20 protein-coding genes, 1 tRNA gene and 1 pseudogene are annotated in these 21,861 nt (G+C 71.0%); 1 reads left to right on the forward strand and 21 read right to left on the reverse strand.

Translation table 11 applies throughout. The annotated features are described in order from the left end of the window. Positions 1 to 141: 141 nt before the first annotated feature. From ACH4E8_RS01715 to ACH4E8_RS01810, 20 genes are all read right to left on the reverse strand, one after another. Complete coding sequence (locus ACH4E8_RS01715; RefSeq protein ID WP_398443321.1) at positions 142 to 957, reverse strand: F0F1 ATP synthase subunit delta; 816 nt, start codon at positions 955 to 957, stop codon at positions 142 to 144. Then, positions 954 to 1,514 carry a F0F1 ATP synthase subunit B gene (locus ACH4E8_RS01720; protein ID WP_398443323.1) on the reverse strand — a complete coding sequence of 187 codons (561 nt, stop codon included), beginning with the start codon at positions 1,512 to 1,514 and terminating at the stop codon, positions 954 to 956. Before ACH4E8_RS01720 ends, ACH4E8_RS01715 begins: the two co-directional genes overlap by 4 nt. 41 nt (positions 1,515 to 1,555) lie before the next feature. Continuing rightward, positions 1,556 to 1,786, reverse strand: coding sequence for an ATP synthase F0 subunit C (gene atpE, locus ACH4E8_RS01725; protein ID WP_358827635.1), 231 nt, complete (start codon positions 1,784 to 1,786; stop codon positions 1,556 to 1,558). 89 nt (positions 1,787 to 1,875) lie between these two features. After that, on the reverse strand, positions 1,876 to 2,688 hold the full coding sequence (atpB, locus tag ACH4E8_RS01730; RefSeq protein WP_361537212.1) for a F0F1 ATP synthase subunit A: 813 nt from the start codon (positions 2,686 to 2,688) through the stop codon (positions 1,876 to 1,878). Between the two features lie 225 nt (positions 2,689 to 2,913). Continuing rightward, the gene (locus tag ACH4E8_RS01735) at positions 2,914 to 3,360 is read right to left on the reverse strand and encodes a hypothetical protein (RefSeq protein WP_398443325.1); all 447 of its coding nucleotides are present in this window, start codon (positions 3,358 to 3,360) and stop codon (positions 2,914 to 2,916) included. A gap of 275 nt (positions 3,361 to 3,635) precedes the next feature. Further along, positions 3,636 to 5,027, reverse strand: a complete 1,392-nt coding sequence (locus ACH4E8_RS01740) for an MraY family glycosyltransferase (protein ID WP_398443327.1) — start codon at positions 5,025 to 5,027, stop codon at positions 3,636 to 3,638. Positions 5,028 to 5,118: 91 nt separating this feature from the next. Beyond that, on the reverse strand, positions 5,119 to 6,387 hold the full coding sequence (glyA, locus tag ACH4E8_RS01745; protein ID WP_398443329.1) for a serine hydroxymethyltransferase: 1,269 nt from the start codon (positions 6,385 to 6,387) through the stop codon (positions 5,119 to 5,121). A 276-nt stretch (positions 6,388 to 6,663) separates the two neighbouring features. Then, positions 6,664 to 7,305, reverse strand: coding sequence for a protein-tyrosine-phosphatase (locus ACH4E8_RS01750; protein ID WP_398443331.1), 642 nt, complete (start codon positions 7,303 to 7,305; stop codon positions 6,664 to 6,666). Next, positions 7,302 to 7,949, reverse strand: a complete 648-nt coding sequence (locus ACH4E8_RS01755; RefSeq protein WP_398443333.1) for an L-threonylcarbamoyladenylate synthase — start codon at positions 7,947 to 7,949, stop codon at positions 7,302 to 7,304. Before ACH4E8_RS01755 ends, ACH4E8_RS01750 begins: the two co-directional genes overlap by 4 nt. A gap of 64 nt (positions 7,950 to 8,013) precedes the next feature. Beyond that, on the reverse strand, positions 8,014 to 8,859 hold the full coding sequence (gene prmC / locus ACH4E8_RS01760) for a peptide chain release factor N(5)-glutamine methyltransferase (protein ID WP_398443335.1): 846 nt from the start codon (positions 8,857 to 8,859) through the stop codon (positions 8,014 to 8,016). Between the two features lie 57 nt (positions 8,860 to 8,916). Beyond that, positions 8,917 to 9,996 carry a peptide chain release factor 1 gene (prfA, locus tag ACH4E8_RS01765; protein WP_398443337.1) on the reverse strand — a complete coding sequence of 360 codons (1,080 nt, stop codon included), beginning with the start codon at positions 9,994 to 9,996 and terminating at the stop codon, positions 8,917 to 8,919. A 142-nt stretch (positions 9,997 to 10,138) separates the two neighbouring features. Next, a complete protein-coding gene (gene rpmE, locus ACH4E8_RS01770) occupies positions 10,139 to 10,363 on the reverse strand; it encodes a 50S ribosomal protein L31 (RefSeq protein ID WP_398443339.1) in 225 nt (74 codons plus the stop codon). Positions 10,364 to 10,525: 162 nt separating this feature from the next. Then, complete coding sequence (locus ACH4E8_RS01775) at positions 10,526 to 11,686, reverse strand: LCP family protein (protein ID WP_398443341.1); 1,161 nt, start codon at positions 11,684 to 11,686, stop codon at positions 10,526 to 10,528. A 265-nt stretch (positions 11,687 to 11,951) separates the two neighbouring features. After that, complete coding sequence (gene rho, locus ACH4E8_RS01780; RefSeq protein ID WP_398443343.1) at positions 11,952 to 13,967, reverse strand: transcription termination factor Rho; 2,016 nt, start codon at positions 13,965 to 13,967, stop codon at positions 11,952 to 11,954. Between the two features lie 468 nt (positions 13,968 to 14,435). After that, the gene (gene thrB / locus ACH4E8_RS01785; protein WP_398443345.1) at positions 14,436 to 15,446 is read right to left on the reverse strand and encodes a homoserine kinase; all 1,011 of its coding nucleotides are present in this window, start codon (positions 15,444 to 15,446) and stop codon (positions 14,436 to 14,438) included. Positions 15,447 to 15,829: 383 nt separating this feature from the next. Beyond that, positions 15,830 to 16,888, reverse strand: a complete 1,059-nt coding sequence (gene thrC, locus ACH4E8_RS01790; RefSeq protein WP_361537224.1) for a threonine synthase — start codon at positions 16,886 to 16,888, stop codon at positions 15,830 to 15,832. Positions 16,889 to 16,894: 6 nt separating this feature from the next. Continuing rightward, positions 16,895 to 18,193: a homoserine dehydrogenase gene (locus ACH4E8_RS01795; RefSeq protein WP_398444678.1), complete on the reverse strand. Its 1,299-nt coding sequence runs from the start codon at positions 18,191 to 18,193 to the stop codon at positions 16,895 to 16,897. A 99-nt stretch (positions 18,194 to 18,292) separates the two neighbouring features. Then, on the reverse strand, positions 18,293 to 19,684 hold the full coding sequence (lysA, locus tag ACH4E8_RS01800) for a diaminopimelate decarboxylase (RefSeq protein ID WP_398443347.1): 1,392 nt from the start codon (positions 19,682 to 19,684) through the stop codon (positions 18,293 to 18,295). A gap of 13 nt (positions 19,685 to 19,697) precedes the next feature. Then, on the reverse strand, positions 19,698 to 20,639 hold the full coding sequence (gene nrtL, locus ACH4E8_RS01805; RefSeq protein ID WP_398443349.1) for an ArgS-related anticodon-binding protein NrtL: 942 nt from the start codon (positions 20,637 to 20,639) through the stop codon (positions 19,698 to 19,700). A 55-nt stretch (positions 20,640 to 20,694) separates the two neighbouring features. Then, positions 20,695 to 21,177 (reverse strand): response regulator, encoded by a 483-nt coding sequence (locus tag ACH4E8_RS01810; RefSeq protein ID WP_398443351.1) that lies wholly within the window; start codon positions 21,175 to 21,177, stop codon positions 20,695 to 20,697. Between the two features lie 135 nt (positions 21,178 to 21,312). Here ACH4E8_RS01810 and ACH4E8_RS01815 point away from each other — a divergent pair. Next, positions 21,313 to 21,384: transfer RNA gene (locus ACH4E8_RS01815), tRNA-Arg, on the forward strand. Positions 21,385 to 21,510: 126 nt separating this feature from the next. Here ACH4E8_RS01815 and ACH4E8_RS01820 read toward each other — a convergent pair. After that, positions 21,511 to 21,837, reverse strand: a pseudogene (locus ACH4E8_RS01820) (site-specific integrase); the annotation flags it as partial. Between the last annotated feature and the right edge of the window lie 24 nt (positions 21,838 to 21,861).

Genomic DNA, 21,861 nt, shown 5'->3' on the forward strand with positions numbered 1-21,861 from the left:
CCTTGTTGGGCCCGAAGTTTCTTTGGGGTCTGGGGGCGACCCCCAGGAATCTTCTGCAATCTCTGCACGACCCAACCGGGCCGCTGGTCTTGCCAATTCAGTTGTCGCACCGCGTTCGCGGCGGCCGGCGCGCTGGGCGCGTCAGCCGGCGAGGCGGCGCTTCGCCTCGTCGAGGCGGTCGGCGATGGTCCCGTCGATGACCTCGTCACCGACGCGCACCGAGAGTCCGCCGATCACGGTGGGGTCCACCTCAAGGTTGAGGTGCATCTCCCGACCGTAGAGCCGAGCCAGACCGGCACCGAGACGCTGCTTCTGCTGCTCGGTGAGCGGCACCGCAGAGGTGACGACCGCCACCACTCGGTCCCGCCGGGCCGCGGCCAGCTTGGACAGGGCGTCGATGCCCTGTTCCAGGCTACGTCCACGCGGCGCGGTCACAAGACGTGCGACCAAGCGCTCGGTGGCCGGTGCGGCCTTTCCGGTCAGGAGGCTGCGCAGCAGCTCCGCCCGGGCACCGGGGGCCGCCGACTTGTCGGTCAGCGCGGCCCGCAGCTGCGGGTTGGACTCCACGATCCGGCCGAAGCGGAACAGCTCGTCCTCGACGTCGTCGAGGACGCCGGCCCGCTGGGCCGCGGTGAGCTCGGCGACGGACGCCAGCTCTTCGAGGGCGTCGACCAGGTCGCGCGAGCGCGACCAGCGGGCCCGGACCGTGCCCGAGACCAGGTCGGCGGTCTCGCCGCCCACCTGGCCGCGCAGCAGGCGGCCGGCCAGCTCCGACTTGGCGTCGCCGGCCTGCGCCGGGTCGGTGAGGACCCGACGCAGCGAGACCTCGCGGTCGAACAGCGCGGTGACGGCAGCCAGCTCACCGGCGAGCTTCGCCGCGTCGACCGACGTGTTGTCGGTCAGCGCGTCGAGGGACTCGCGTGCGGTGGCCAGTGCCTCGCGGCTCGCTCCGTTCATCGGACGACCTCCGCCGGTGCCACGGTGCCCGTCTCCAGTTCGTCGAGGAAGCGGTCGATGGTGCGGCTCTGGCGGTCCTGGTCCTCCAGGGCCTCACCGACGAGCTTGCTGGCGAGGTCGCTGGCGAGCTTGCCGACGTCCTGACGGAGCGCCGCGGCAGCGGCCTTGCGGTCGGCGTCGACCTGGGCGTGACCGGCGGCGATGATCTCCTCACGCTGCCGCTGGCCTTCGGCCCGCATCTCCTGCACGATCACAGCGCCCTGCTCGGTCGCCTCCTGGCGGAGCCGGGCGGCCTCGTGACGGGCTTCGGCGAGCTGGGCCTTGTACTGCTCCAGAACGCTCTCGGCCTCGGTCCTGGCCGCATCGGCCTTCTCGATGCCGCCTTCGATGGCCTCGCGGCGCTCTTCCAGAACCTTCTTGATGTTCGGGAGGAGCTTCTTGGCCAGGAAGAAGAAGACGATCGCGAAGGCGATGGTGCCGATGATGAGCTCGTCGGCGTGCGGGAGCAGCGGCGGCATCGGCTCCCCCGCTGCCGCGATGGTATTCAGGGCGCTCACATCAGTGCCTTCCGTGAAATGAGATGGGCTGACGCTCTGCCTTACGACGGGTAGACGAAGCCCATGACGATGCCGATGAGGGCGAGCGCCTCACAGAAGGCGAAACCCATGATCTGGTTGGTGCGGATCAGGCCGGCAGCCTCGGGCTGACGGGCCAGGGCCTGGGTGCCGTTACCGAAGATGATGCCGACGCCGACGCCGGGGCCGATCGCGGCGAGACCGTAACCGATGGCGGCAACGTTTCCGGTGAGAGCGGCGAGGGTCTGGGACATGCCGGTTCTTCCTTCTCTTTCAAGGACCCGGTGGGGGTTGGCCACCGGACAGCTGGGTTGGGGTGGTGCGCTTCGCAGCAGGGCAGGGCTCAGTGGTGCTCGGAGAGCGCGCCCTGGATGTAGTTGGCGGCCAGGAGGACGAAGACGTACGCCTGGACGGCCTGGATGAACAGCTCGAACACGATCATCGTCATGGTGAGGATGAACGAGGTGCCGGCGTAGACGATGCCGATGCCGTTCATCAGGTACCAGGTGGCGACGGTGAACATCACGATCAGCAGGTGACCGGCGAACATGTTCGCGAAGAGCCGGACGGCGTGGGTGAACGGCCGGATGATCAGGTTCGAGAGGAACTCCAGAACCACGATCAGCGGAAGGATCGGGCCGAGTTCCTTGTTGTAGCCGGTGATGTTCTTCCAGCCACCGACGAAGCCGTGCTTCTTGAAGGTCAGTCCGACCCACAGGAAGTAGACGATGAGGGCGAGCACCACCGGGTAGGCGATGAGCGAGGTGACCGGGAACTGGGCGACCGGAATGATCGACCACAGGTTCATGATCCAGATGAAGAAGAACAGCGACACCATCAGCGGGACGTACTTCTCGCCGTCCTTCTTGCCGATGATCTCGTAGACGACGCCCCGGCGAACGAAGTCGTACCCCGCCTCGCCGATCATCTGGATCTTGCCGGGCACGAGCTTCGGCTTGTTGAAGGCCGCCCAGAAGAAGCCGACGACGATCAGCGTGCTCACGAACGCGAGCAGCATGGGCTTGTTGAACTCGAACCCGCCGACCGTGAAGAGAGGCTCGTACATGAAGGTGTGGAGCCCAGGGGCGTTGAATCCACACCCGGTGAAGAGTTGACAGTCCGCCTCGAAGGCGAGCATCTGGGGGTCAGCACTCACCGCGGACTCCTTCAGCGTGGCGCATAGGTACGGCAACCTCGTTGTGTCGGCGCGGCGCGCAGCCGCGGTTCGGCACGGGACTGGTGTAACGAATGGTGGGGCGGCGGGCGGGCCATGAGCCTCGCGGATGAGCGGGCCTCAGCTCAGATGCCCGCGCCCGCAGTGCCGCAGTTGGCACCGGACGATAGCAGGAACGCGAAAGGCCATTTATCCCGCCCCTACTCTTCACGCCGCGGGCTCCGACTTCTGGGGCCCGCGGGCACCCGAACCGGCGGTTTCCTCGGGCTCGACGTAGAGGATCTTGGCCTTCATGTACGCGCGGGCCTGCGCCGCGACCCAGACGAGGGTCACCACGACCAGGGTCACGGCGAAGACCTGGGGATCGAAGAGGGTGGTGTTCTTGAACACCATCAGGAAGACGAAGAGCAGCAGCAACTGCGTGGTGTACAGCAGCAGGCCCATCGCCTGGAAGAGGTGCGGATACTGCTTGGCAGTGCGCTGGAGCACCACCAGGCCGGCGCCCATGAAGAGCAGGACGACCAAGGTGGCGACCGCTGAGCCGAGGGCTCCCTTGCCGCCCGCGACACCGGCGCTGATCGCGGTGGCGATCGCGCCGACCGCGGCCGTGGGTACGGCGGTGTGCAAAAGCGTGCGTGCGTCGGTGGACGGCATGGCGGCATCTCCGCTTGCTGGTGGTGGCAGTGGTGTCGTCATGGACGAGCGTAAGCCGGGTCCGAGTTGGGTCCTCGGGGGCCAACAGACCGTCGCACTACGGTCTTTCGGCACTGTCGCCGGTTCTCGTGAATCGTATCACAAGCTATTTGGGAAGGTCTTTACCCGGCTGTGTGCCGACTCTCACACATGAGGGCGAACTTGCCCGTGTGTGCAGCACCCAAGCCCGTTCACGGGGCGACATGTCTGCTATTGGGCGGTGCGGGTGGGAAAAGTCACCCGTGCGTGCCGGCCTTCCTCCGCTCGGCCGCCCGCGAACGGGCGCCGAGCGCGGTCGCCCCGTTGACACCGGCCGTCACCGGCACCCGCTCCTCGTGCGCCCCGGCAACGCCGTCGGCCTCCTCTTCGCCGCCGTCGGCTCCCGCGCCGGCGTACGCGTGGGCGGGCTCCGGCTCGGCCTCCTGCTGCGCCAGCCGCGCCTTGCGGCGCCGGTAGCGCGGCGGCACGAACCGCTCCGCCCACCGCGGCGCCCGCGGGGTGAACCGCGGCAGCAGCAGGAGCACCAGCCCCACCGTGCTCAGCCCGACGATCACCATCACGATCCACAGCGACGTCGAGTGGACCGAGTAGCCGACGACGCCGAAGGCGAACAGCGCCGACCAGAAGTACATGATCAGCACCGCGCGGCTGTGCGAGTGCCCGATCTCCAGCAGCCGGTGGTGCAGGTGGCCGCGGTCGGCCGCGAACGGCGACTGCCCCTTCCAGGTGCGCCGCACGATCGCCAGCACCAGGTCGGCGAGCGGGATCGCGATGATCGTCAGCGGCAGCAGCAGCGGGATGAAGACCGGCAGCATCGCGTGGGTGGTGGAGCGGGTGCTGCCGTCGTAGACGAAGATCCGCAGGGTGTCGGGGTCCACCTGACCGGTGACCGAGATCGCGGACGCGGCCAGCACCAGGCCGATCAGCATCGACCCGGAGTCGCCCATGAAGATCCGCGCCGGGTGCATGTTGTGCGGCAGGAAGCCCAGGCACATGCCCATCAAGATGGCCGTGAACAGCGTCGCCGGGGCTGCGGCCTCGATCATGTTCCCGAACCAGAGCCGGTACGAGTACAGGAAGAACGCGGCGGCGGCGATGCAGACCATGCCGGCGGCGAGCCCGTCGAGCCCGTCGACGAAGTTCACCGCGTTGATGGTGATCACCACCAGCGCGACCGTCAGCAGCGTGCCCTGCCAGGACGTCAGCGAGACCGTGCCGACGCCGGGCACCGGGATCCACAGGATCGTCAGGCCCTGCATGACCATGACGCCCGCGGCGATCATCTGCCCGCCGAGCTTGATCAGCGCGTCGATCTCGAACTTGTCGTCGAGGACGCCGATCAGCCAGATCAGGGCGGCGCCGGAGAGCAGCGCGCGCGGCTCGTTCGACAGCTCGAAGACGCTGCCGAGGTTCTGCAGGTGGTCGGCGACCAGCAGCCCCGCGCACAGCCCGAAGAACATGGCGATGCCACCGAGCCGCGGTGTCGGTTCTCGGTGGACGTCGCGCGCACGGATCTCCGGCATCGCGCCGGTCGCAATGGCGAACTTCCGCACCGGACCGGTCAGCAGATAGGTCACCGCGGCCGTGACACAGAGCGTCAGCAGATAATCACGCACGGGCTGCCCCACAGAAATCGCTGGCCATCTCAGCCCCACACCTTAGCCGGGGTGGTCACGTGGTTGAGGACTGCCGGACGCCGTCGATGGTTGCACTCGGCCGCTACTGGCCCGGATACGGGGGAAATCTCCCCACCAACTCCGCGGCCTCTGCACGCAAGGTCCCCACCTCCTCGCCCTCCGCGTACAGCGCCGCCGCGAAGATCACCGCGATCCGCGCCATCTCCGCCTCCCCCATGCCCTGGGTGGTCACCGCGGCCGTCCCCAGCCGGACGCCGCGCGCCGTTCCGTACGGCAGGGCGCAGGTGTCCAGCACCAGCCCGGCAGCCGCCAGACGGCCGCGTGCCGTCCTCCCGTCGACGCCGAGGGCCGTGGGGTCGGCACCGATGAGATGGGTGTCCGTGCCGCCCGTGAGCACCGTGCAGCCCTCGGTTTCGAGGCCGGCGGCCAGGATCCGCGCGTTCGCCACGACCTGGTGGGCGTAGGCCGCGAACTCGGGCGTCGACGCCTCGCGGAACGCCACCGCCTTCGCCGCGATGGTGTGCATCTGGGCGCCGCCCTGGGTGAACGGGAACACCGCCCGGTCGATCCGGTCCGCGAGCTCCTCGCCGCACAGCAGCAACCCGCCGCGCGGCCCCCGCAGCACCTTGTGCGTCGTCGCGCAGACCACGTCGGCGTACGGCACCGGGCTCGGCGCCGCGCCCCCGGCGATCAGCCCCATCGGATGGGCCGCGTCCGCGATCAGGTACGCGCCCACCTCGTCCGCGATCTCCCGGAACCGCGCGTAGTCGAGGTGGCGCGGATAGCAGATCGACCCGCAGACGATCGCCTTCGGGCGCACCTCGTGGGCGAGGTGCCGCACGTCGTCGTAGTCGATCAGCCCGCTCTCCCGGTCCACGCCGTACCCGACGAAGTCGAACCAGCGGCCGGAGAAGTTCGCGGGCGAGCCGTGCGTGAGGTGCCCGCCGTACGGCAGGCCCATCGCGAGGACGGTGTCCCCCGGCCGCAGCAGCGCCGCGTAGGCCGCGAGGACCGCGGCGGAGCCGGAGTGGGGCTGCACGTTGGCGTGCTCGGCGCCGAACAGGGCCCTGGCCCGGTCGATCGCGATCCGCTCGGCCACGTCGACCAGCTCGCAGCCGGCGTGGTGGCGGGCGCCCGGATAGCCCTCGGCGTACTTGTTCGCCAGCGGCGAGCCGAGGGCGGCGAGGACCGCGGGCGAGGTGAAGTTCTCCGCGGCGATGAGCTGGAGGCTGTCGGCCTGGCGGGCCGCCTCCGCGGCGATCACGTCGGCGATTTCGGGGTCCTGGCGCGCGAGCGCGTCGAGTGGGGCTGCGGCTTCAGTGCGGTGCGCACTTGTGGTGCGGACGGCCATGGTGTGCTCCGGGCCTCGCGGGTCTGTCCGCCACCAATCTAGGCCGCGCCTGCGCTCCGCGCCCGCCGGGCGAAACCCGCCCGCCCTCGGCTGCCGCCACCTGGCTGCGCCCTCGGCCACGAGCAACCAGAGCCCGCCCCCCTGCTGCCACCTCGACCAGGGGCAACCCAGGGGCGCTGGGGGTACCACCACGCCTCTAGGTTGCCTGCGCTACAGGCGGTGCACAGCGCGCCCCTGGGTTGCCTGCGCTACAGGCGGTACGCAGCGCAGGGGGGGTCAGTGGTGGGTCGGGATGCCCGTGAGCGCGGTGACGACGGGGTCGAGCGCCTGGTTGATCTCGTCGCCGATCGAGCGGAAGAACGTGATCGGCGCCCCGTACGGATCGAAGACTTCGTCCGCGTCGGGGCTCGGCGCCAGGAGCCACCCCCGCAACGCCGCCGCCGCCCGCACCAGCGCCCGCGCCCGCTCCACCACGCCCTCGTCCCGAGGGTCAGGCAGCGTCGCCGGGTCGATCGCGCGCACCAGTCGGGTGAACTCCTTCAGCGTGAAGGTCCGCAACCCCGCCGAGTGGCCCATCGAGATGACCTGGGCGCGGTGGTCCCGCGTCGCGGTGAGCACCAGGTCAGCCCGGATGACGTGCTCGTCGAGCAGTTCCCGGCCCACGAACCCGCTCGCGTCCGCGCCGAAGTCCGCGAGGACGGTCTCCGCGTTGGCCTCCATGGGGGCGCCCTCGTGCCCCCAGGTCCCGGCGCTCTCCACGATCAGGCCGCTCGCCATCAGATCGCCCAGCCGGTCGCTGAGGGCGTGCCGGGTCAGCCGCTCGGTGATCGGCGAGCGGCAGACGTTGCCGGTGCTGACGTGGAGTATCCGGAAGCAGTCGTCCGTACCTATGCCACGCCCCACGTCAGGGGCGATCAATGCGCCACCTCGAGGTCGGGTACGACCTTGCGCAGCTCCTCCGCGTCCAACGCGCCGACGCGCAGCAGTACGGGCACCTCGCCCGTGACGTCGACGATGGAGGACGGCACGATGCCGGGGGTGGGCCCGCCGTCGAGGTAGACGGAGACGGCGTCGCCGAGCATGTTCTGTGCGGCGTCGCAGTCCTCCGGCGCGGGATACCCCGTCAGGTTCGCGGAGGAGACCGCCATCGGGCCCACCTCGGTGAGCAGTTCGATGGCGACGGGGTGCAGCGGCATGCGGACGGCGACCGTGCCGCGGGTGTCGCCGAGGTCCCACTGGAGGGACGGCTGGTGGCGGGCGACCAGCGTCAGGGCGCCCGGCCAGAAGGCGTCGACCAGTTCCCACGCCGCTTCGGAGAAGTCGGTGACCAGGCCGTGGAGGGTGTTCGGGGAGCCGATGAGGACGGGGGTGGGCATGTTGCGGCCCCGGCCCTTGGCGGTCAGCAGGTCGGCGACCGCCTCGGAGCTGAAGGCGTCCGCGCCCAGCCCGTAGACGGTGTCCGTGGGCAGGACGACCAACTCGCCGCGGCGGACGGCGGACGACGCCTCACGCAGCCCGGTCGTGCGGTCGGTCGCGTCGTTGCAGTCGTATCGCCGAGCCATCAGGGAGCCTCCTCATGGGGGTGCCCCCACGCCCGCGGGGCGTGGGAGCCGTACGGGGTCGTCGTCACGGCGTCGCCTTGCGGGCGGTGGCGAACCGCGGGCGCTTGTTCAGGTCCGGATGGTCCGCGGCGTCGGTCCACCCGGACTCCTCGGCGAAGATCCAGGGCACCTGTCCGCCCTGGGTGTCCGCGTGCTCGATGACGACGAGGCCGCCGGGGCGCAGCAGCCGGTGGGCGGTGCGCTCGATGCCGCGGATGGTGTCGAGGCCGTCCTCGCCGGAGAAGAGGGCCATCTCCGGGTCGTGGTCGCGGGCCTCGGGGGCCACGTACTCCCACTCGGTGAGCGGGATGTACGGCGGGTTGGAGATGACCAGGTCGACCTGGCCGTCCAGCTCGGGCAGGGCGCTGAGCGCGTTGCCCTGGTGGAGGTTGACGCGGGAGCCCTCGGCGTTCTTGCGGGCCCAGGTCAGCGCCGAGTCGGAGAGTTCGACGGCGTGCACGCGCGAGCGCGGCACTTCCTGGGCCATGGCCAGGGCGATCGCCCCGGAACCGGTGCACAGGTCGACGATGAGCGGTTCGACGACGTCCATGGCGCGGACGGCGTCTATGGCCCAGCCGACGACCGATTCGGTCTCGGGGCGGGGCACGAAGACGCCCGGGCCGACCTGGAGTTCCAGATAGCGGAAGAAGGCGCGGCCGGTGATGTGTTGGAGCGGTTCGCGGGCCTCGCGGCGGGCCACGGCCTCCCAGTAGCGGGCGTCGAAGTCCGCGTCCTTGACCGTGTGCAGCTCACCCCGCTTCACTCCGTGCACGAAGGCGGCCAGCTCCTCCGCGTCGAAGCGCGGCGAGGGCACGCCGGCGTCGGCCAGCCGCTGGGTGGCCTGGGCCACCTCGGCAAGCAGCAGGTTCACTGGTCGTCCTCCACCCGTTTCGTACGGACGTGTCTTACTGCCGTGACCGCAGCGCGGTCACTGCGCGGCGGCGAGCTTGGCGGCGGAGTCGGCGTCCACGCACGCCTGGATCACGGCGTCCAGGTCCCCGTCGAGGACCTGGTCGAGGTTGTACGCCTTGAATCCGACGCGGTGGTCCGAGATGCGGTTCTCCGGGAAGTTGTACGTACGGATCTTCTCGGAGCGGTCCACGGTGCGGACCTGGCTGCGGCGCTGGTCCGCGGCCTTGCTCTCGGCCTCCTCCTGGGCGGCGGCGAGCAGCCTGGACCGCAGGATGCGCAACGCCTGCTCCTTGTTCTGGAGCTGGCTCTTCTCGTTCTGGCAGGAGGCGACCACCCCGGTCGGGAGGTGGGTGATGCGCACGGCGGAGTCGGTGGTGTTGACCGACTGGCCGCCGGGGCCGGACGAGCGGTAGACGTCGATCCGAAGGTCGTTCGGGTTGATCTCGACGTCGATCTCCTCGGCCTCCGGGGTCACGAGGACACCGGCGGCGGAGGTGTGGATGCGGCCTTGGGACTCGGTCGCGGGCACGCGCTGGACGCGGTGCACCCCGCCTTCGTACTTCAGTCGGGCCCACACGCCCTGACCGGGCTCGGTGGCTCCCTGGCCGCCCTTGGTCTTCACGGCGACCTGGACGTCCTTGTAGCCGCCCAGCTCGGACTCGGTGGCGTCGATGATCTCGGTCTTCCAGCCGGCGCGCTCCGCGTAGCGCAGGTACATCCGCAGCAGGTCACCGGCGAAGAGGGCGGACTCGTCGCCGCCGGCGCCGGCCTTGACCTCCAGGATGACGTCCTTGTCGTCGCTGGGGTCGCGGGGCACCAGCAGCAGCCGCAGCTTCTCCGTGAGCTCCTCGCGCTGCTGCTCCAGTTCCTTCACCTCGGCGGCGAAGTCCGGGTCGGCGGCGGCGAATTCGCGGGCGGTCTCGATGTCCTCGCCGGTCTGCTTCCAGGAGCGGTAGGCGGCGACGATCGGGGTCAGCTCGGCGTACCGCTTGTTCAGCTTGCGTGCGTTCGCCTGGTCGGCGTGCACGGCGGGGTCGGCGAGCTGCTTTTCGAGATCGGCGTGCTCGGCGACGATTTCTTCGACCGCCTCGAACATCGTGGCTCCTGGGTTCTCTGTGGGGTGCTGCTGCGCTGCTGCGCCGCCGGCGAAGGGGGGGTGGCGTCCTCGTGCGGGACGTCAAAGCGCCGGTCCCGGCCGCCCGGCGAAGGGGCGGCCGATGACCGGCGCAATCGGCTCGCTACTTCTTGGCGGAGCCGGCGGCCTTGCCGAAGCGGGCCTCGAAGCGGGCCACGCGGCCACCGGTGTCGAGGATCTTCTGCTTGCCCGTGTAGAACGGGTGGCACGCGGAGCAGACCTCGGCGCGGATGGTGCCGGCCTGGATCGTGCTGCGGGTGGTGAACGACGCGCCACAGGTGCAGCTGACCTGCGTCTCGACGTACTCGGGGTGGATGTCGCGCTTCAAGGTGTCTCCTAGTTTCGGGAGGGCGCCGGGTCGCACGGGCGGATTGCTCGAACGTGAACCGGGGCCGACGTACCAGTCTGCCAGGACCGGCCGTATCTCCCAAAACCGGGGGCGGAACGGAACTATTCCCCCGCGCGCGCCGCGGCCTTGCGTGCGCGGGCGCTAACGCTGTGTGCCGGCGCCCGCACCGGTGTCGGCGGAGGGGGTGCTGCGGATGACGGAGCCGGCGTCGGTCTTGTCGGCCGCGGAGTCCTTGAGCGCCTCGGCCGGGATCGGCCGGTCCGTCCTGAGGGCGCTCCAGACCTGCCGGGCGGCGCTGTCGATGGGGACGACGCGGTTCGGGTTCGCCGGGTCGTAGGCGACGGGCAGGGTGACCATGTGGACGTCGTCGGGGCCGATGCCGCTGAGGGAGCGGGCGAAGCCGACGAGCTTCGGCACGGAGGCGAGCTGGGAGTCGGGGGTGATGGCCTTGGTGGCGGTGTCGGCGACGTCGAGGAGCTTCGTCGGGTTCGTCAGCAGGCCGACGTCCTTCACCTGGGCGATGAACGCCTTCATGAACGCCTGCTGGAGCTGGATGCGCCCCAGGTCGCTGCCGTCGCCGACGCTCTTGCGGGTGCGGACCAGGCCGAGCGCCTGCTCGCCGTCCAGGTTGTGGGTGCCCGGCGGGAGGTCGAGGTGGCTGTCGGCGTCCTTGATGGGCTTGGTGGTGGTGAGTTCGACGCCGCCGAGGGCGTCGACGAGCTTCTTGAAGCCGGTGAAGTCGACCTCGATGTAGTGGTCCATGCGGATGCCGGACATCCGCTCCACGGTCTTGACCGCGCAGGCCGGGCCGCCGACTTCGTAGGCCGTGTTGAACATGACGTCGCGTTCGGCGGATATGCGTTGGCCTTCGGGGCCGGTGCAACTGGGCCGGGAGACGAGGGTGTCGCGGGGTATGGAGACCACGCTGGCCTCCTTGTGGCCCGGGTAGACGTGGACGACCATCGCGGTGTCCGACCGTCCCGCGCCCTCGTCCCGGCCGTACTCGGCGTTCGCGCCGGAGCGGGTGTCGGAGCCGAGGACGAGGATGTCCATCGAGCCGGTGTCGACGTCGGCGGGGCGGTCCTTGTTGTCGAGTTGGGCGTTGATGTCGACGCCCTTGAGGTTGCCGTCGAGCTTGGCGTAGGCGATGCCGAGGCCGCCGCCGCCGATGAGCACCAGGGCGGCCGCGGACCAGGCGGCGACGGCGACGGCCGTACGACGGCGGGAGCGCTGCTTGTGACGGCCGCCGCGGCCCGCGTCCCCGCTGCCTATTCGGCCCCCGCCGGTGCTGTGCTCGGCCATGGTGTCTCCCGGCTCTTCCGTCGCGACCACGGTCCGTGTGGGCCCCGCGACTCATGCGGCTTCTGTGGCGTTCTGTCGCGCCTGTGGATTTTTGTTCCGCCTTGGCTAGGACGTCGACGTCCTCGGAAGGGTTGCACGCGGGTGTGAGAGCAGGGTGAGAAAACGGTCGCCGCCCCTTGTGGGGAGGGTCACCGGATCTTCGCCGTACGCATGCGACAGGCCCCGCCACCACGGGGGTGACGGGGCCTGGCCGAAGCTCGACGCGTCAGTCGCCGTTGCCGACGGACGGGGTCGTCTTCTGGATCTGGAGCAGGAACTCCGCGTTCGACTTCGTCTGCTTCATCTTGTCGAGCAGCAGCTCGATCGCCTGCTGCTGGTCGAGGGCGTGCAGCACCCGACGCAGCTTCCAGACGATGCCCAGCTCCTCGCTGCCGAGCAGGATCTCCTCCTTGCGGGTGCTGGACGCGTCGACGTCCACCGCGGGGAAGATGCGCTTGTCGGAGAGCTTCCGATCGAGCTTGAGCTCCATGTTGCCGGTGCCCTTGAACTCCTCGAAGATCACCTCGTCCATCCGCGAGCCGGTGTCGACCAGCGCGGTGGCCAGGATGGTCAGCGAGCCGCCGTCCTCGATGTTGCGCGCCGCACCGAAGAACCGCTTCGGCGGGTAGAGCGCGGTCGAGTCGACACCACCGGACAGGATGCGTCCGGAGGCGGGGGCCGCGAGGTTGTACGCACGGCCCAGGCGGGTGATGGAGTCCAGCAGGACGACCACGTCGTGACCCAGCTCGACGAGGCGCTTGGCGCGCTCGATGGCCAGCTCGGCGACGGTGGTGTGGTCCTCGGCCGGGCGGTCGAAGGTCGAGGAGATGACCTCGCCCTTGACCGACCGCTGCATGTCGGTGACCTCTTCCGGACGCTCGTCGACGAGGACGACCATCAGGTGGCACTCGGGGCTGTTGACCGTGATCGCGTTGGCGATCGCCTGGAGGATCATGGTCTTGCCGGTCTTCGGCGGGGCCACGATCAGACCGCGCTGGCCCTTGCCGATCGGCGACACGAGGTCGATGATCCGGGTGGTCAGCACGCCCGGGTCGGTCTCCAACCGGAGCCGGTCCTGCGGGTACAGCGGGGTGAGCTTGTTGAACTCCGGCCGCCCGCGGCCCGATTCGGGCGCCATGCCGTTGACGGAGTCCAGTCGGACCAGCGCGTTGAACTTCTCGCGGCGCTCGCCCTCCTTCGGCTGGCGGACCGCACCGGTGACGTGGTCGCCCTTGCGCAGGCCGTTCTTGCGGACCTGGGCGAGGGAGACGTACACGTCGTTCGGGCCCGGCAGGTAGCCGGAGGTGCGGATGAACGCGTAGTTGTCGAGGATGTCGAGGATGCCCGCGACGGGGATCAGGACGTCGTCGTCGGAGACCTGCGGCTCGCCGGCGAAGTCCTCGCGGCCGCGGCGTCCGCGCCGGTCGCGGTAGCGCCCGCGCCGACCACGGCGACCGCCGCCGTCCTCGTCGAAGTCGTCCTGCTGGCTGCCTTGCTGCTGACGCTGACCGCCCTGCTGCTGGCGCTGGCCGCCGCCCTGCTGGTCGTCGCCCTTGCCACGACCGCGGTCACGGTCACGGTCGCGCTGGCGCTCGCGGCGGTCACCGCGCTGACCGCGCTCGCCGCGCTCCTTGCGGCCCTCGGCCTCCTGCGGCGCGGAGGCGCCCACGGCGGCCTCGGCCTTGGCGTCCGCCTGCGGCTCCGCCTTGGCCTCCTTGGCCGCGGCGCTCTCCTTGGCGGCACCGGACTCGGCGGCCTCGCCCTCGGGGCTGCCCGCCGGAGCGGTCGCGCGGCGCCGACGGCGCTCGCCGGCCGGCTGGTCGTCGCTGGCCGGCTGGCCGGGGATGTCGATCTGCTGCTGGCCCGCGGACTTCTCGGCGGTGGACGCGCCGTCGGCGGCGGCAGCCGCCTCGCCCGTGCGCGCCTTGGAGGTGGTGCGGCGCTTCGGCTTGGCCTCGGCGCCCTTCGCCTCCGGCTCGGCGGTCTTCTTGGCCGCAGTGGCTCCGCCGCCGGCCTGCGCCTCCTTGATGACCTCGATCAGCTGGCTCTTGCGCATGCGCGCGGTGCCCCTGATTCCGAGGCCGGACGCGACCTGCTGCAGCTCCGCCAGGACCATGCCCTCAAGGCCGGTGCCGGTACGGCGGCGCCGGGAGGTGGTGCCGGAGGCAGCACCTGCGGCGGGCGTGGTGGTGTCGACGTTCGCGTCGGCAGTCACGCCCATCAGATCGGTGGTGTCGCTCACGAAGGGTCCTTCCCTGGAGCGGACGTCGGCCATCTGGCTCGGCGACCGGTTGTGCTGTCCGACTGCGGTCCACTTCCGGGACCGTGTCGGGGCGGTGGTCCCCGCCGGGTCTGAGTACGGCGGAGAGGCAGAAACATGCAATCCGGCCCGAGGTCCCCCTGCTCGGCCCACTCCTCGGCGGAGCGGGAGGTGTCGTGCCGGTTCCGGAGCGTGCTCGCTACTGCTCAGGCAGGCTGCTCAGGCAGTAGGGGAGGCTCCCGGAAGAATTGGTGGTCCCGATTCGGGACGCGAAGCTCCGAGCCACAATGGCTTCGGTTGCAGACTTGAGGTTAACACTACCGGCTCCAACAAACATTCCCCCTCTCCCTCACCGGCAATCTCGTGTTCTTGCGATTCACCGTGCGATTCGCCGTGTGCTGCGGCGGGACGTGGCGGTCCGTCCCACCCGGTGTTCCACTTCCCGCGGGCTCACCCGGGAAGGGAGTCACCCGTCCCCTCACCGGCCCCTCCCACCTGCGAAGATCCCCCGTCCCCCGACTCCGTGGCCGACGGCGCGGCGCCCGGCGACACCATCGGCAGCACGCTCGCCCCCGCGGTGTCGAAGGCGAGCCGGTTCGCGGCCCAGCCCTCGCCCGCGAGCCGTGCGACCTTGTCGGCGACGCCGTGCTCGGCCAGCGCGAGCACCGTGGGGCCCGCACCGGAGATGACTGCAGGGACGCCGTCCGCACGCAGTCGGTTGACAAGGTCCACGCTCTGCGGCATCGCCGGGGCGCGGTACTCCTGGTGGAGCCGGTCCTCCGTGGCGGGCAGCAACAGCTCGGGACGCCTGGTCAGCGCCTCGACCAGGAGGGCCGCCCGACCGGCGTTCGCAGCGGCGTCCACATGGGGGACGGTGCGCGGCAGCAGTCCCCGGGCCGTCTCCGTGAGCACCGGTTTAGCGGGCACGAAAACCACCGGAACGACGGAATCGGCCGGGTCCATCCTGATGGCCCGCGCGGCCCCGCCCTCGCTCCAGGCGAGCGTGAAGCCGCCGTACAGACAGGCCGCGACGTTGTCCGGGTGACCCTCGATCTCGGTCGCGAGCTCCAGCAGCGCGGTCTCGTCGAGGCGGGCGTCGCCCCCTATCGTCACGGCCCGGGCGGCGACGATCCCGGCGCAGATCGCCGCGGACGACGAGCCGAGGCCCCGCCCGTGCGGAATGCGGTTGGCGCAGACCACCTCAAGGCCGCGCGGCTGCCCGCCGAGCAGGTCGAAGGCCGTGCGCAGGGAGCGTACGAGCAGATGGCTCTCGTCGCGGGGCAGCGTCGACGCGCCCTCACCCGCGATGTCGATGTGCAGACCGGAGTCCGCGACCCGTACGACGACGTCGTCGTACAGCCCCAGGGACAGCCCGAAGGCGTCGAAGCCGGGGCCGAGGTTGGCGCTGGTGGCGGGCACGCGCACCCGGACGGCGGCGGCGCGGAACGCTGGACCGGCCATCGCTCGATGACACTCCTTGGTTCTCAACTGACGTGTGCTGACTGCTGCCTGCTGCTGGTGCGTGGCGGTGTGCGGCATCGGGGACCAAGCGCCCGGGGGCCGAAGACGGCGACGACACCGCAACTGCACCGCTGCACAGACATATGCGGTGGGTGGGTTCGGTACAGCCTATCGAAGGAAGGTTCAGCCGCGACATAGGGCGCACAGGAGGCGCACGATGCGTGTCGCGAGCCTCCTGTGCCCCGATGTCCGCTGATCCCCGGCTTGGGACGCATCCCGCCGGGGTATTGCCCCGGTTCGACCGCCCGCGCGGCCGTGGCCAGCGGGTACGCCGCGCCGGGGCGCGCTGGCCGGCGCCGGCGCGCGGGCGCTCCCGCAGTGCCTCAGGCCAGCCCGAGGTGCTCCGCGGCCGTCGGTGCGTCGACGGGGACGGTGACCGGCTGCGGCGCTCCCGCGACGGCCCAGTCCGGGTCCTTCAGGCCGTTGCCGGTGACGGTGCAGACGATCCGCTGCCCGGGGTCGACCTTGCCGGCTTCGGCGGCCTTGAGGAGGCCGGCGACCGACGCGGCGGACGCGGGCTCCACGAAGACGCCCTCCTGCGAGGCCAAGAGGCGGTAGGCGCGCAGGATCTCACGGTCCGTCACCTCGTCGATGAAGCCGCCGGACTCGTCGCGGGCGGCGAGCGCCTGCTGCCAGGAGGCCGGGTTGCCGATCCGGATCGCGGTGGCGATGGTCGAGGGGTCCTTGACGACCTCGCCGCGGACGATCGGCGCGGAGCCGGACGCCTGGAAGCCCCACATGCGGGGGGTGCGGGTGGCCGGCCCGTCGGCGGCGTACTCCCGGTACCCCTTCCAGTACGCGGTGATGTTGCCGGCGTTGCCGACCGGCAGCACGTGGATGTCGGGGGCGTCGCCGAGCGCGTCGACGATCTCGAAGGACGCCGTCTTCTGGCCCTCGATCCGGTACGGGTTGACGGAGTTGACCAGCGCCACCGGGTAGTTCTCGGACAGGTTCCTGGCCAGGTCCAGGCAGTCGTCGAAGTTGCCGTCGACCTGGAGGATCTTCGAGCCGTAGACGAGGGCCTGCCCCATCTTGCCCAGGGCGATCTTGCCGCGGGGCACCAGGACGGCGCAGACCATTCCGGCGCGCACGGCGTAGGCCGCGGCCGAGGCCGAGGTGTTGCCGGTGGAGGCGCAGATGACGGCCTTGGCGCCCTCCTCCTTGGCGCGGGTGATCGCCATCGTCATCCCGCGGTCCTTGAAGGAGCCGGTGGGGTTGGCGCCCTCGACCTTGAGGTGCACCTCGCAGCCCGTGCGCTCGGAGAGCACCTGCGCGGGTACGAGCGGCGTACCACCCTCCCGGAGCGTGACGACCGGGGTCGTGTCGGTCACCGGAAGCCGGTCCCGGTACTCCTCGATGATGCCGCGCCACTGGTGGGTCATTGCTGGTTACTCCCCTTCAACACGCATGATGCTGGCGACACCGCGCACGGTGTCGAGCTTGCGCAGCGCTTCGACGGTGCCCGAGAGGGCCGCGTCGGGCGCGCGGTGGGTGACGACGACGAGGGACGCCTCGCCGTCGCCGTCTGGACGGCCCTGCTGGCGGACGGTGTCGATGGACACCCCGTGCTCGGCGAAGACCGTCGCGACCTGGGCGAGGACGCCCGGCTTGTCGGCCACGTCGAGGCTGATGTGGTACCGCGTCACCACCTCGCCCATCGGGCTCACGGGCAGTTGGGTGTACGCGGACTCCCCCGGGCCGGTGGCCCCGGCGAGCTTGTTGCGGCAGACCGCGACCAGGTCGCCGAGGACGGCGGACGCGGTGGGCGCGCCGCCGGCGCCGGGGCCGTAGAACATCAACTGACCGGCGGCCTCCGACTCCACGAAGACCGCGTTGTACGCCTCGCGGACGGAGGCGAGGGGGTGGCTGAGCGGGATCATCGCGGGGTGGACGCGCGCGGTGACGGACTGCCCGTCGGCGGCGCGCTCGCAGATGGCGAGCAGCTTGACCGTGCAGCCCATGCGCTTGGCGGAGGCCATGTCGGCGGCGGTGACCTCGGTCAGCCCCTCGCGGTGCACGTCGTCGAGGCGGACCCGGGTGTGGAAGGCGATGCCGGTGAGGATGGCGGCCTTGGCGGCGGCGTCGAAGCCCTCGACGTCGGCGGTCGGGTCGGCCTCCGCGTATCCGAGGGCGGTGGCCTCGTCCAGCGCCTCCGAGTAGCCGGCGCCGGAGCGCTCCATCTTGTCGAGGATGAAGTTCGTCGTGCCGTTGACGATGCCGAGGACGCGATTGACCTTGTCACCGGCGAGCGACTCGCGCAGCGGCCTGATCAGCGGGATCGCACCGGCGACGGCGGCTTCGAAGTAGAGGTCGCGGCCGTGCTGCTCGGCGGCGGCGTACAGGGTCGCGCCGTCCTCGGCGAGCAGGGCCTTGTTCGCGGAGACGACGGACGCGCCGTGCTCGAACGCGGTGGTGATCAGGGTGCGGGCGGGCTCGATGCCGCCGATGACCTCGATGACGACGTCGATGTCGCCCCGTTTGACCAGGGCGGTGGCGTCGGTGGTGACGAGGGCCGGGTCGATGCCCTCGCGGACCTTGGAGGGCCGTCGCACGGCGACCCCCGCGAGCTCCACGGGGGCGCCGATCCTGGCCGCGAGGTCGTCGGCGTGCGTCGTCATGATGCGCGCCACCTCTGAGCCGACGACTCCACAGCCCAGCAGCGCCACCTTCAGCGGACGCGTACGCATCATCCGACCTCGTTTCTCATCACTTCTACGGTTGGACCAGTCTCACTCACCGGACAGCATTTTCTATCCTCGGTCCGGCATCCGAGACGTCTATCTCACCTAGCCGACGTCCAGACGCAGGAGATCTTCCTCCGTCTCGCGCCGGACGACCACCCGCGCCGCACCGTCGCGCACCGCCACGACCGGGGGCCGCAGGGCGTGGTTGTAGTTGCTGGCCATCGAGCGACAGTACGCGCCCGTCGCCGGCACCGCGATCAGGTCGCCGGGCGCCAGGTCGGCCGGCAGGAACGCGTCCTTCACCACGATGTCACCGCTCTCGCAGTGCTTGCCGACGACCCGGCTGAGCACCGGCGCCGCGGTGGAGGTGCGGGAGACGAGCGCGACGCTGTACTCGGCGTCGTACAGCGCGGTGCGGATGTTGTCCGACATGCCGCCGTCGACGCTGACGTACGTCCGCAGGCCCTCCAGCGGCTTGATGGTGCCCACCTCGTACAGGGTGAAGGCGGTGGGCCCGACGATGGCGCGGCCCGGCTCGACGGAGATCCGCGGGGTGCGCAGCCCGGCGGCGTCACACTCACGGGTGACGATCTCGTGGAGCGCCTTGGCGATGTGGCGCGGCTCGCGGGGGTCGTCGTCGGCGGTGTACGCGATGCCGAGCCCGCCCCCGAGGTCGATCTCGGGCAGTTCGACGCCGTGCTCGTCGCGGACCCGCTTGAGCAGTCCGACGACGCGGTGGGCGGCGACCTCGAAGCCGGAGGTGTCGAAGATCTGCGAGCCGATGTGGGAGTGGATGCCGAGCAGCTCGATGTCGTCGAGGGCGAGCGCCCGGCGCACGGCCTCCGCGGCCTGTCCGCCGGCGAGCGGGATGCCGAACTTCTGGTCCTCGTGGGCGGTGGCGATGAACTCGTGGGTGTGCGCCTCCACGCCGACGGTGACCCGGATCAGCACCCGCTGGCGCACGCCCCGGCGCTGTGCGGCATGCGCGACCTGCGCGATCTCCTGGAAGGAGTCGAGCACGATGCGTCCGACGCCGGCGTCCATCGCCTGCTCGATCTCCCGGGCGGACTTGTTGTTGCCGTGGAAGGCGATCCGCTCGCCGGGCATTCCGGCGTCGAGCGCGGTGCGCAGTTCGCCGCCGGAGCAGACGTCGAGGTTCAGCCCCTCCTCGTGCAGCCAGCGCACGACGGCCTTGCTGAGGAACGCCTTGCCCGCGTAGAAGACGTCCGCGTCCTTGCCGAACGCCTCGGCCCAGGCGCGGCAGCGGGTGCGGAAGTCCTCCTCGTCGAGGACGTACGCGGGGGTGCCGAACTCCTCGGCGAGCCGCGTCACCTCGATCCCGCCGACGGTGGCGACGCCGTCGGCGGAGCGGGTGACCGTGCGGGACCAGACCTTGGGGTCGAGGTGGTTCAGGTCGGCGGGCGGCGCGCTGTAGTGGCCTTCGGGCAGGACGTCGGCGTGACGGGGCCCGGCGGGGTGGGCGGAGCGGCTCATCGTCGTGTCTCTCTCACAGGTGGTCGGGTGCGCTGATGCCGAGCAGGGTCAGGCCACCGGCGAGCACCGTCCCGGCGGCTTCGGCGAGCGCGAGCCGGGAGCGGTGGGCGGCCGTGGGTTTCTCCCCGCCCCGGGGCAGCACGGAGTGCTGGCTGACGAGCAGCGCGTCGGCGGTGGACACGAGGTGCCGGGCGAGCCGGTCGGGCGCGCGCAGCCGGGCGGCGGACGCGACGACGCCCGGCTGGTCGACGACGAGCCGTTCCAGTTCGTCGTCGTACCCGGCTGCGTCTTCCGTACCGGGGTCGAACCCCAGGTCGGCGGCGTTGCGGAGCAGGGCCCGGGCGCGGGCGTGTGCGTACCGCACGGTGAAGAGGGGGTTGCTCTCATGCTGGCGCAGCAGGTGCTCCCCGGGGCGCGGCAGGTCGTGCGCGGCCGTGGAGAGGAAGGCCCATCGGGTGGCGTCGGTCCCGAGGGCGTCGGTGGTGTCGGGGTGGTTGCGCACCTCGACGGGCGCGGCGGGGCCGAGCCCTTGGGTACGGCGCAACAGCGCGACCGCGTCGTGCCAGACGGCCGCCCGGTCGCCGCGGTCGATCCCGGCGGCGTGCGCGTGCGCGGCGTGCGCCCGCACCTGCTCGACGGCGTCGTCGACGTCCGCGCGCCGGCGGTCCGCTCCCCCGTCGAGCGTGATGTTCAGGAATCCGGGCCCGGTGATCTCGACCCCGGCGACGCCCGGCTCCCGTGCGATGCGCTCCCGCAGCGTCCGCGCGACGGCGGCGGGCGGCTGCCCGGCCGCTCCCGCGAGCCGCAGCGCGACGTTGGTGGCGTAGTCCCCGCACCCGCCGGGCCGGGGCCGCTCCACCTGCACCGCCTGCGGCACGGGCACCCGTAGCACACCGTCCTCGACGGCGCGGCGCACGGCGTGCAGCACGGTGCGGGAGAGCTCTGCGGGGGTCACGGGACAAGCGTAGGCGAGGAGGTGGGGCCGATAGCGAACCCGTTTCGCGATGCGGTCAGCCCCGCGCGCTCCCGGCCCGCCCGGCCCCGCGCCTACCGTCCACGGCGGGCGGCCCCTCCCGCAGCATCAACTGCCGCACGAGCCGCACCAGGTCGGCCGGCTCGAAGGGCTTCGCCAGGAACGCGTCCACCCCGGCGGCGAGCCCGCTCTCCACCTCGTACTGCGTGCACGCGCTGATGATCGCCACGGGCAGATGACTGGTCCCGGGGTCCTCCCGCAGCCGCGCGGCGGTCCGGAGCCCGTCGAGCCGCGGCATCACCACGTCGAGCGTGACGACGTCCGGCCGCACCTCCCGCACGACCTCCAGGCACTCGGCACCATCGGCCGCGGTCACCACCTCGAAGCCCTCAAGCTCAAGGTTGACCCTGATCAACTGCCGAATGACTCGATTGTCATCGACAACGAGCACCCGCCCGGACGCACCTGACACAACTTGAGAGTAGGTCGGCCGGCGCGGCTGCGTCCGGGTTTTCCCCACTTCCACCCCCTCCGGGGGACCCGAAACCACTCTCCCGCCCCACGCCCGACCACGAAATACCTGTTCACGGCCACCCTTCCGGAGCTGGTAGTGTTCTACCCGTCACGCCGACGGGGACACCGCGGCGGACGGTGCGCCCCCGTAGCTCAGGGGATAGAGCAACGGCCTCCGGAGCCGTGTGCGCAGGTTCGAATCCTGCCGGGGGCACTCGCCAGTCAGCCAGCAAGAATCACGCTCTGACCAGTGCGGATGCCGACATGAGAGAGCGGGAGTCAGTCTCACTGACTCCCGCTTTTTCTCGTTGCCTCCCAGCGTTCGCGACACACCTCCCTCCTCCTCCAGCGCCTTGGCGATCTTCACGTTGGCCGCCTCCTCGTGGCCGTCGATGCACCCGTGGTACCGACGGTGGATCACCTCCGGGGAGTTGCCCACCCGCGGGGTCAACCACCGGGTGATGCACGCGTGTCGCAGGTCGTACGGGCGCCCGGCCAGTGGGGAGTCGACGCGCTCCGGCGGCAGCGCGTACGCCCGCGCTTCCTCCCACACCCGCCAGTACGTGGACGAGCCGACCACTCCCCCGCGCTCGTTGCCGAACACGCGCCCCTCCTTGGCGGTCTCGAACTCCTTCAGGTGCGCCCGGAGGATGGCGCTCCAGGACGGGCGGAAAGCGAAATCACCACGCGC

Origin of the sequence: Streptomyces sp. NPDC017979 (assembly GCF_044328175.1) — a bacterium.
Classification (GTDB): Bacteria; Actinomycetota; Actinomycetes; order Streptomycetales; family Streptomycetaceae; genus Streptomyces.

Bases quoted from the DNA above. Each gene is read 5' to 3' on its own strand.
- ACH4E8_RS01715 (WP_398443321.1), bottom strand. From the start codon at position 957: ATGAACGGAGCGAGCCGCGAGGCACTGGCCACCGCACGCGAGTCCCTC.
- atpE (WP_358827635.1), bottom strand. From the start codon at position 1,786: ATGTCCCAGACCCTCGCCGCTCTCACCGGAAACGTTGCCGCCATCGGT.
- ACH4E8_RS01735 (WP_398443325.1), bottom strand. From the start codon at position 3,360: ATGCCGTCCACCGACGCACGCACGCTTTTGCACACCGCCGTACCCACG.
- glyA (WP_398443329.1), bottom strand. From the start codon at position 6,387: ATGGCCGTCCGCACCACAAGTGCGCACCGCACTGAAGCCGCAGCCCCA.
- ACH4E8_RS01755 (WP_398443333.1), bottom strand. From the start codon at position 7,949: ATGGCTCGGCGATACGACTGCAACGACGCGACCGACCGCACGACCGGG.
- prfA (WP_398443337.1), bottom strand. From the start codon at position 9,996: ATGTTCGAGGCGGTCGAAGAAATCGTCGCCGAGCACGCCGATCTCGAA.
- ACH4E8_RS01775 (WP_398443341.1), bottom strand. From the start codon at position 11,686: ATGGCCGAGCACAGCACCGGCGGGGGCCGAATAGGCAGCGGGGACGCG.
- thrB (WP_398443345.1), bottom strand. From the start codon at position 15,446: ATGGCCGGTCCAGCGTTCCGCGCCGCCGCCGTCCGGGTGCGCGTGCCC.
- thrC (WP_361537224.1), bottom strand. From the start codon at position 16,888: ATGACCCACCAGTGGCGCGGCATCATCGAGGAGTACCGGGACCGGCTT.
- ACH4E8_RS01795 (WP_398444678.1), bottom strand. From the start codon at position 18,193: ATGCGTACGCGTCCGCTGAAGGTGGCGCTGCTGGGCTGTGGAGTCGTC.
- lysA (WP_398443347.1), bottom strand. From the start codon at position 19,684: ATGAGCCGCTCCGCCCACCCCGCCGGGCCCCGTCACGCCGACGTCCTG.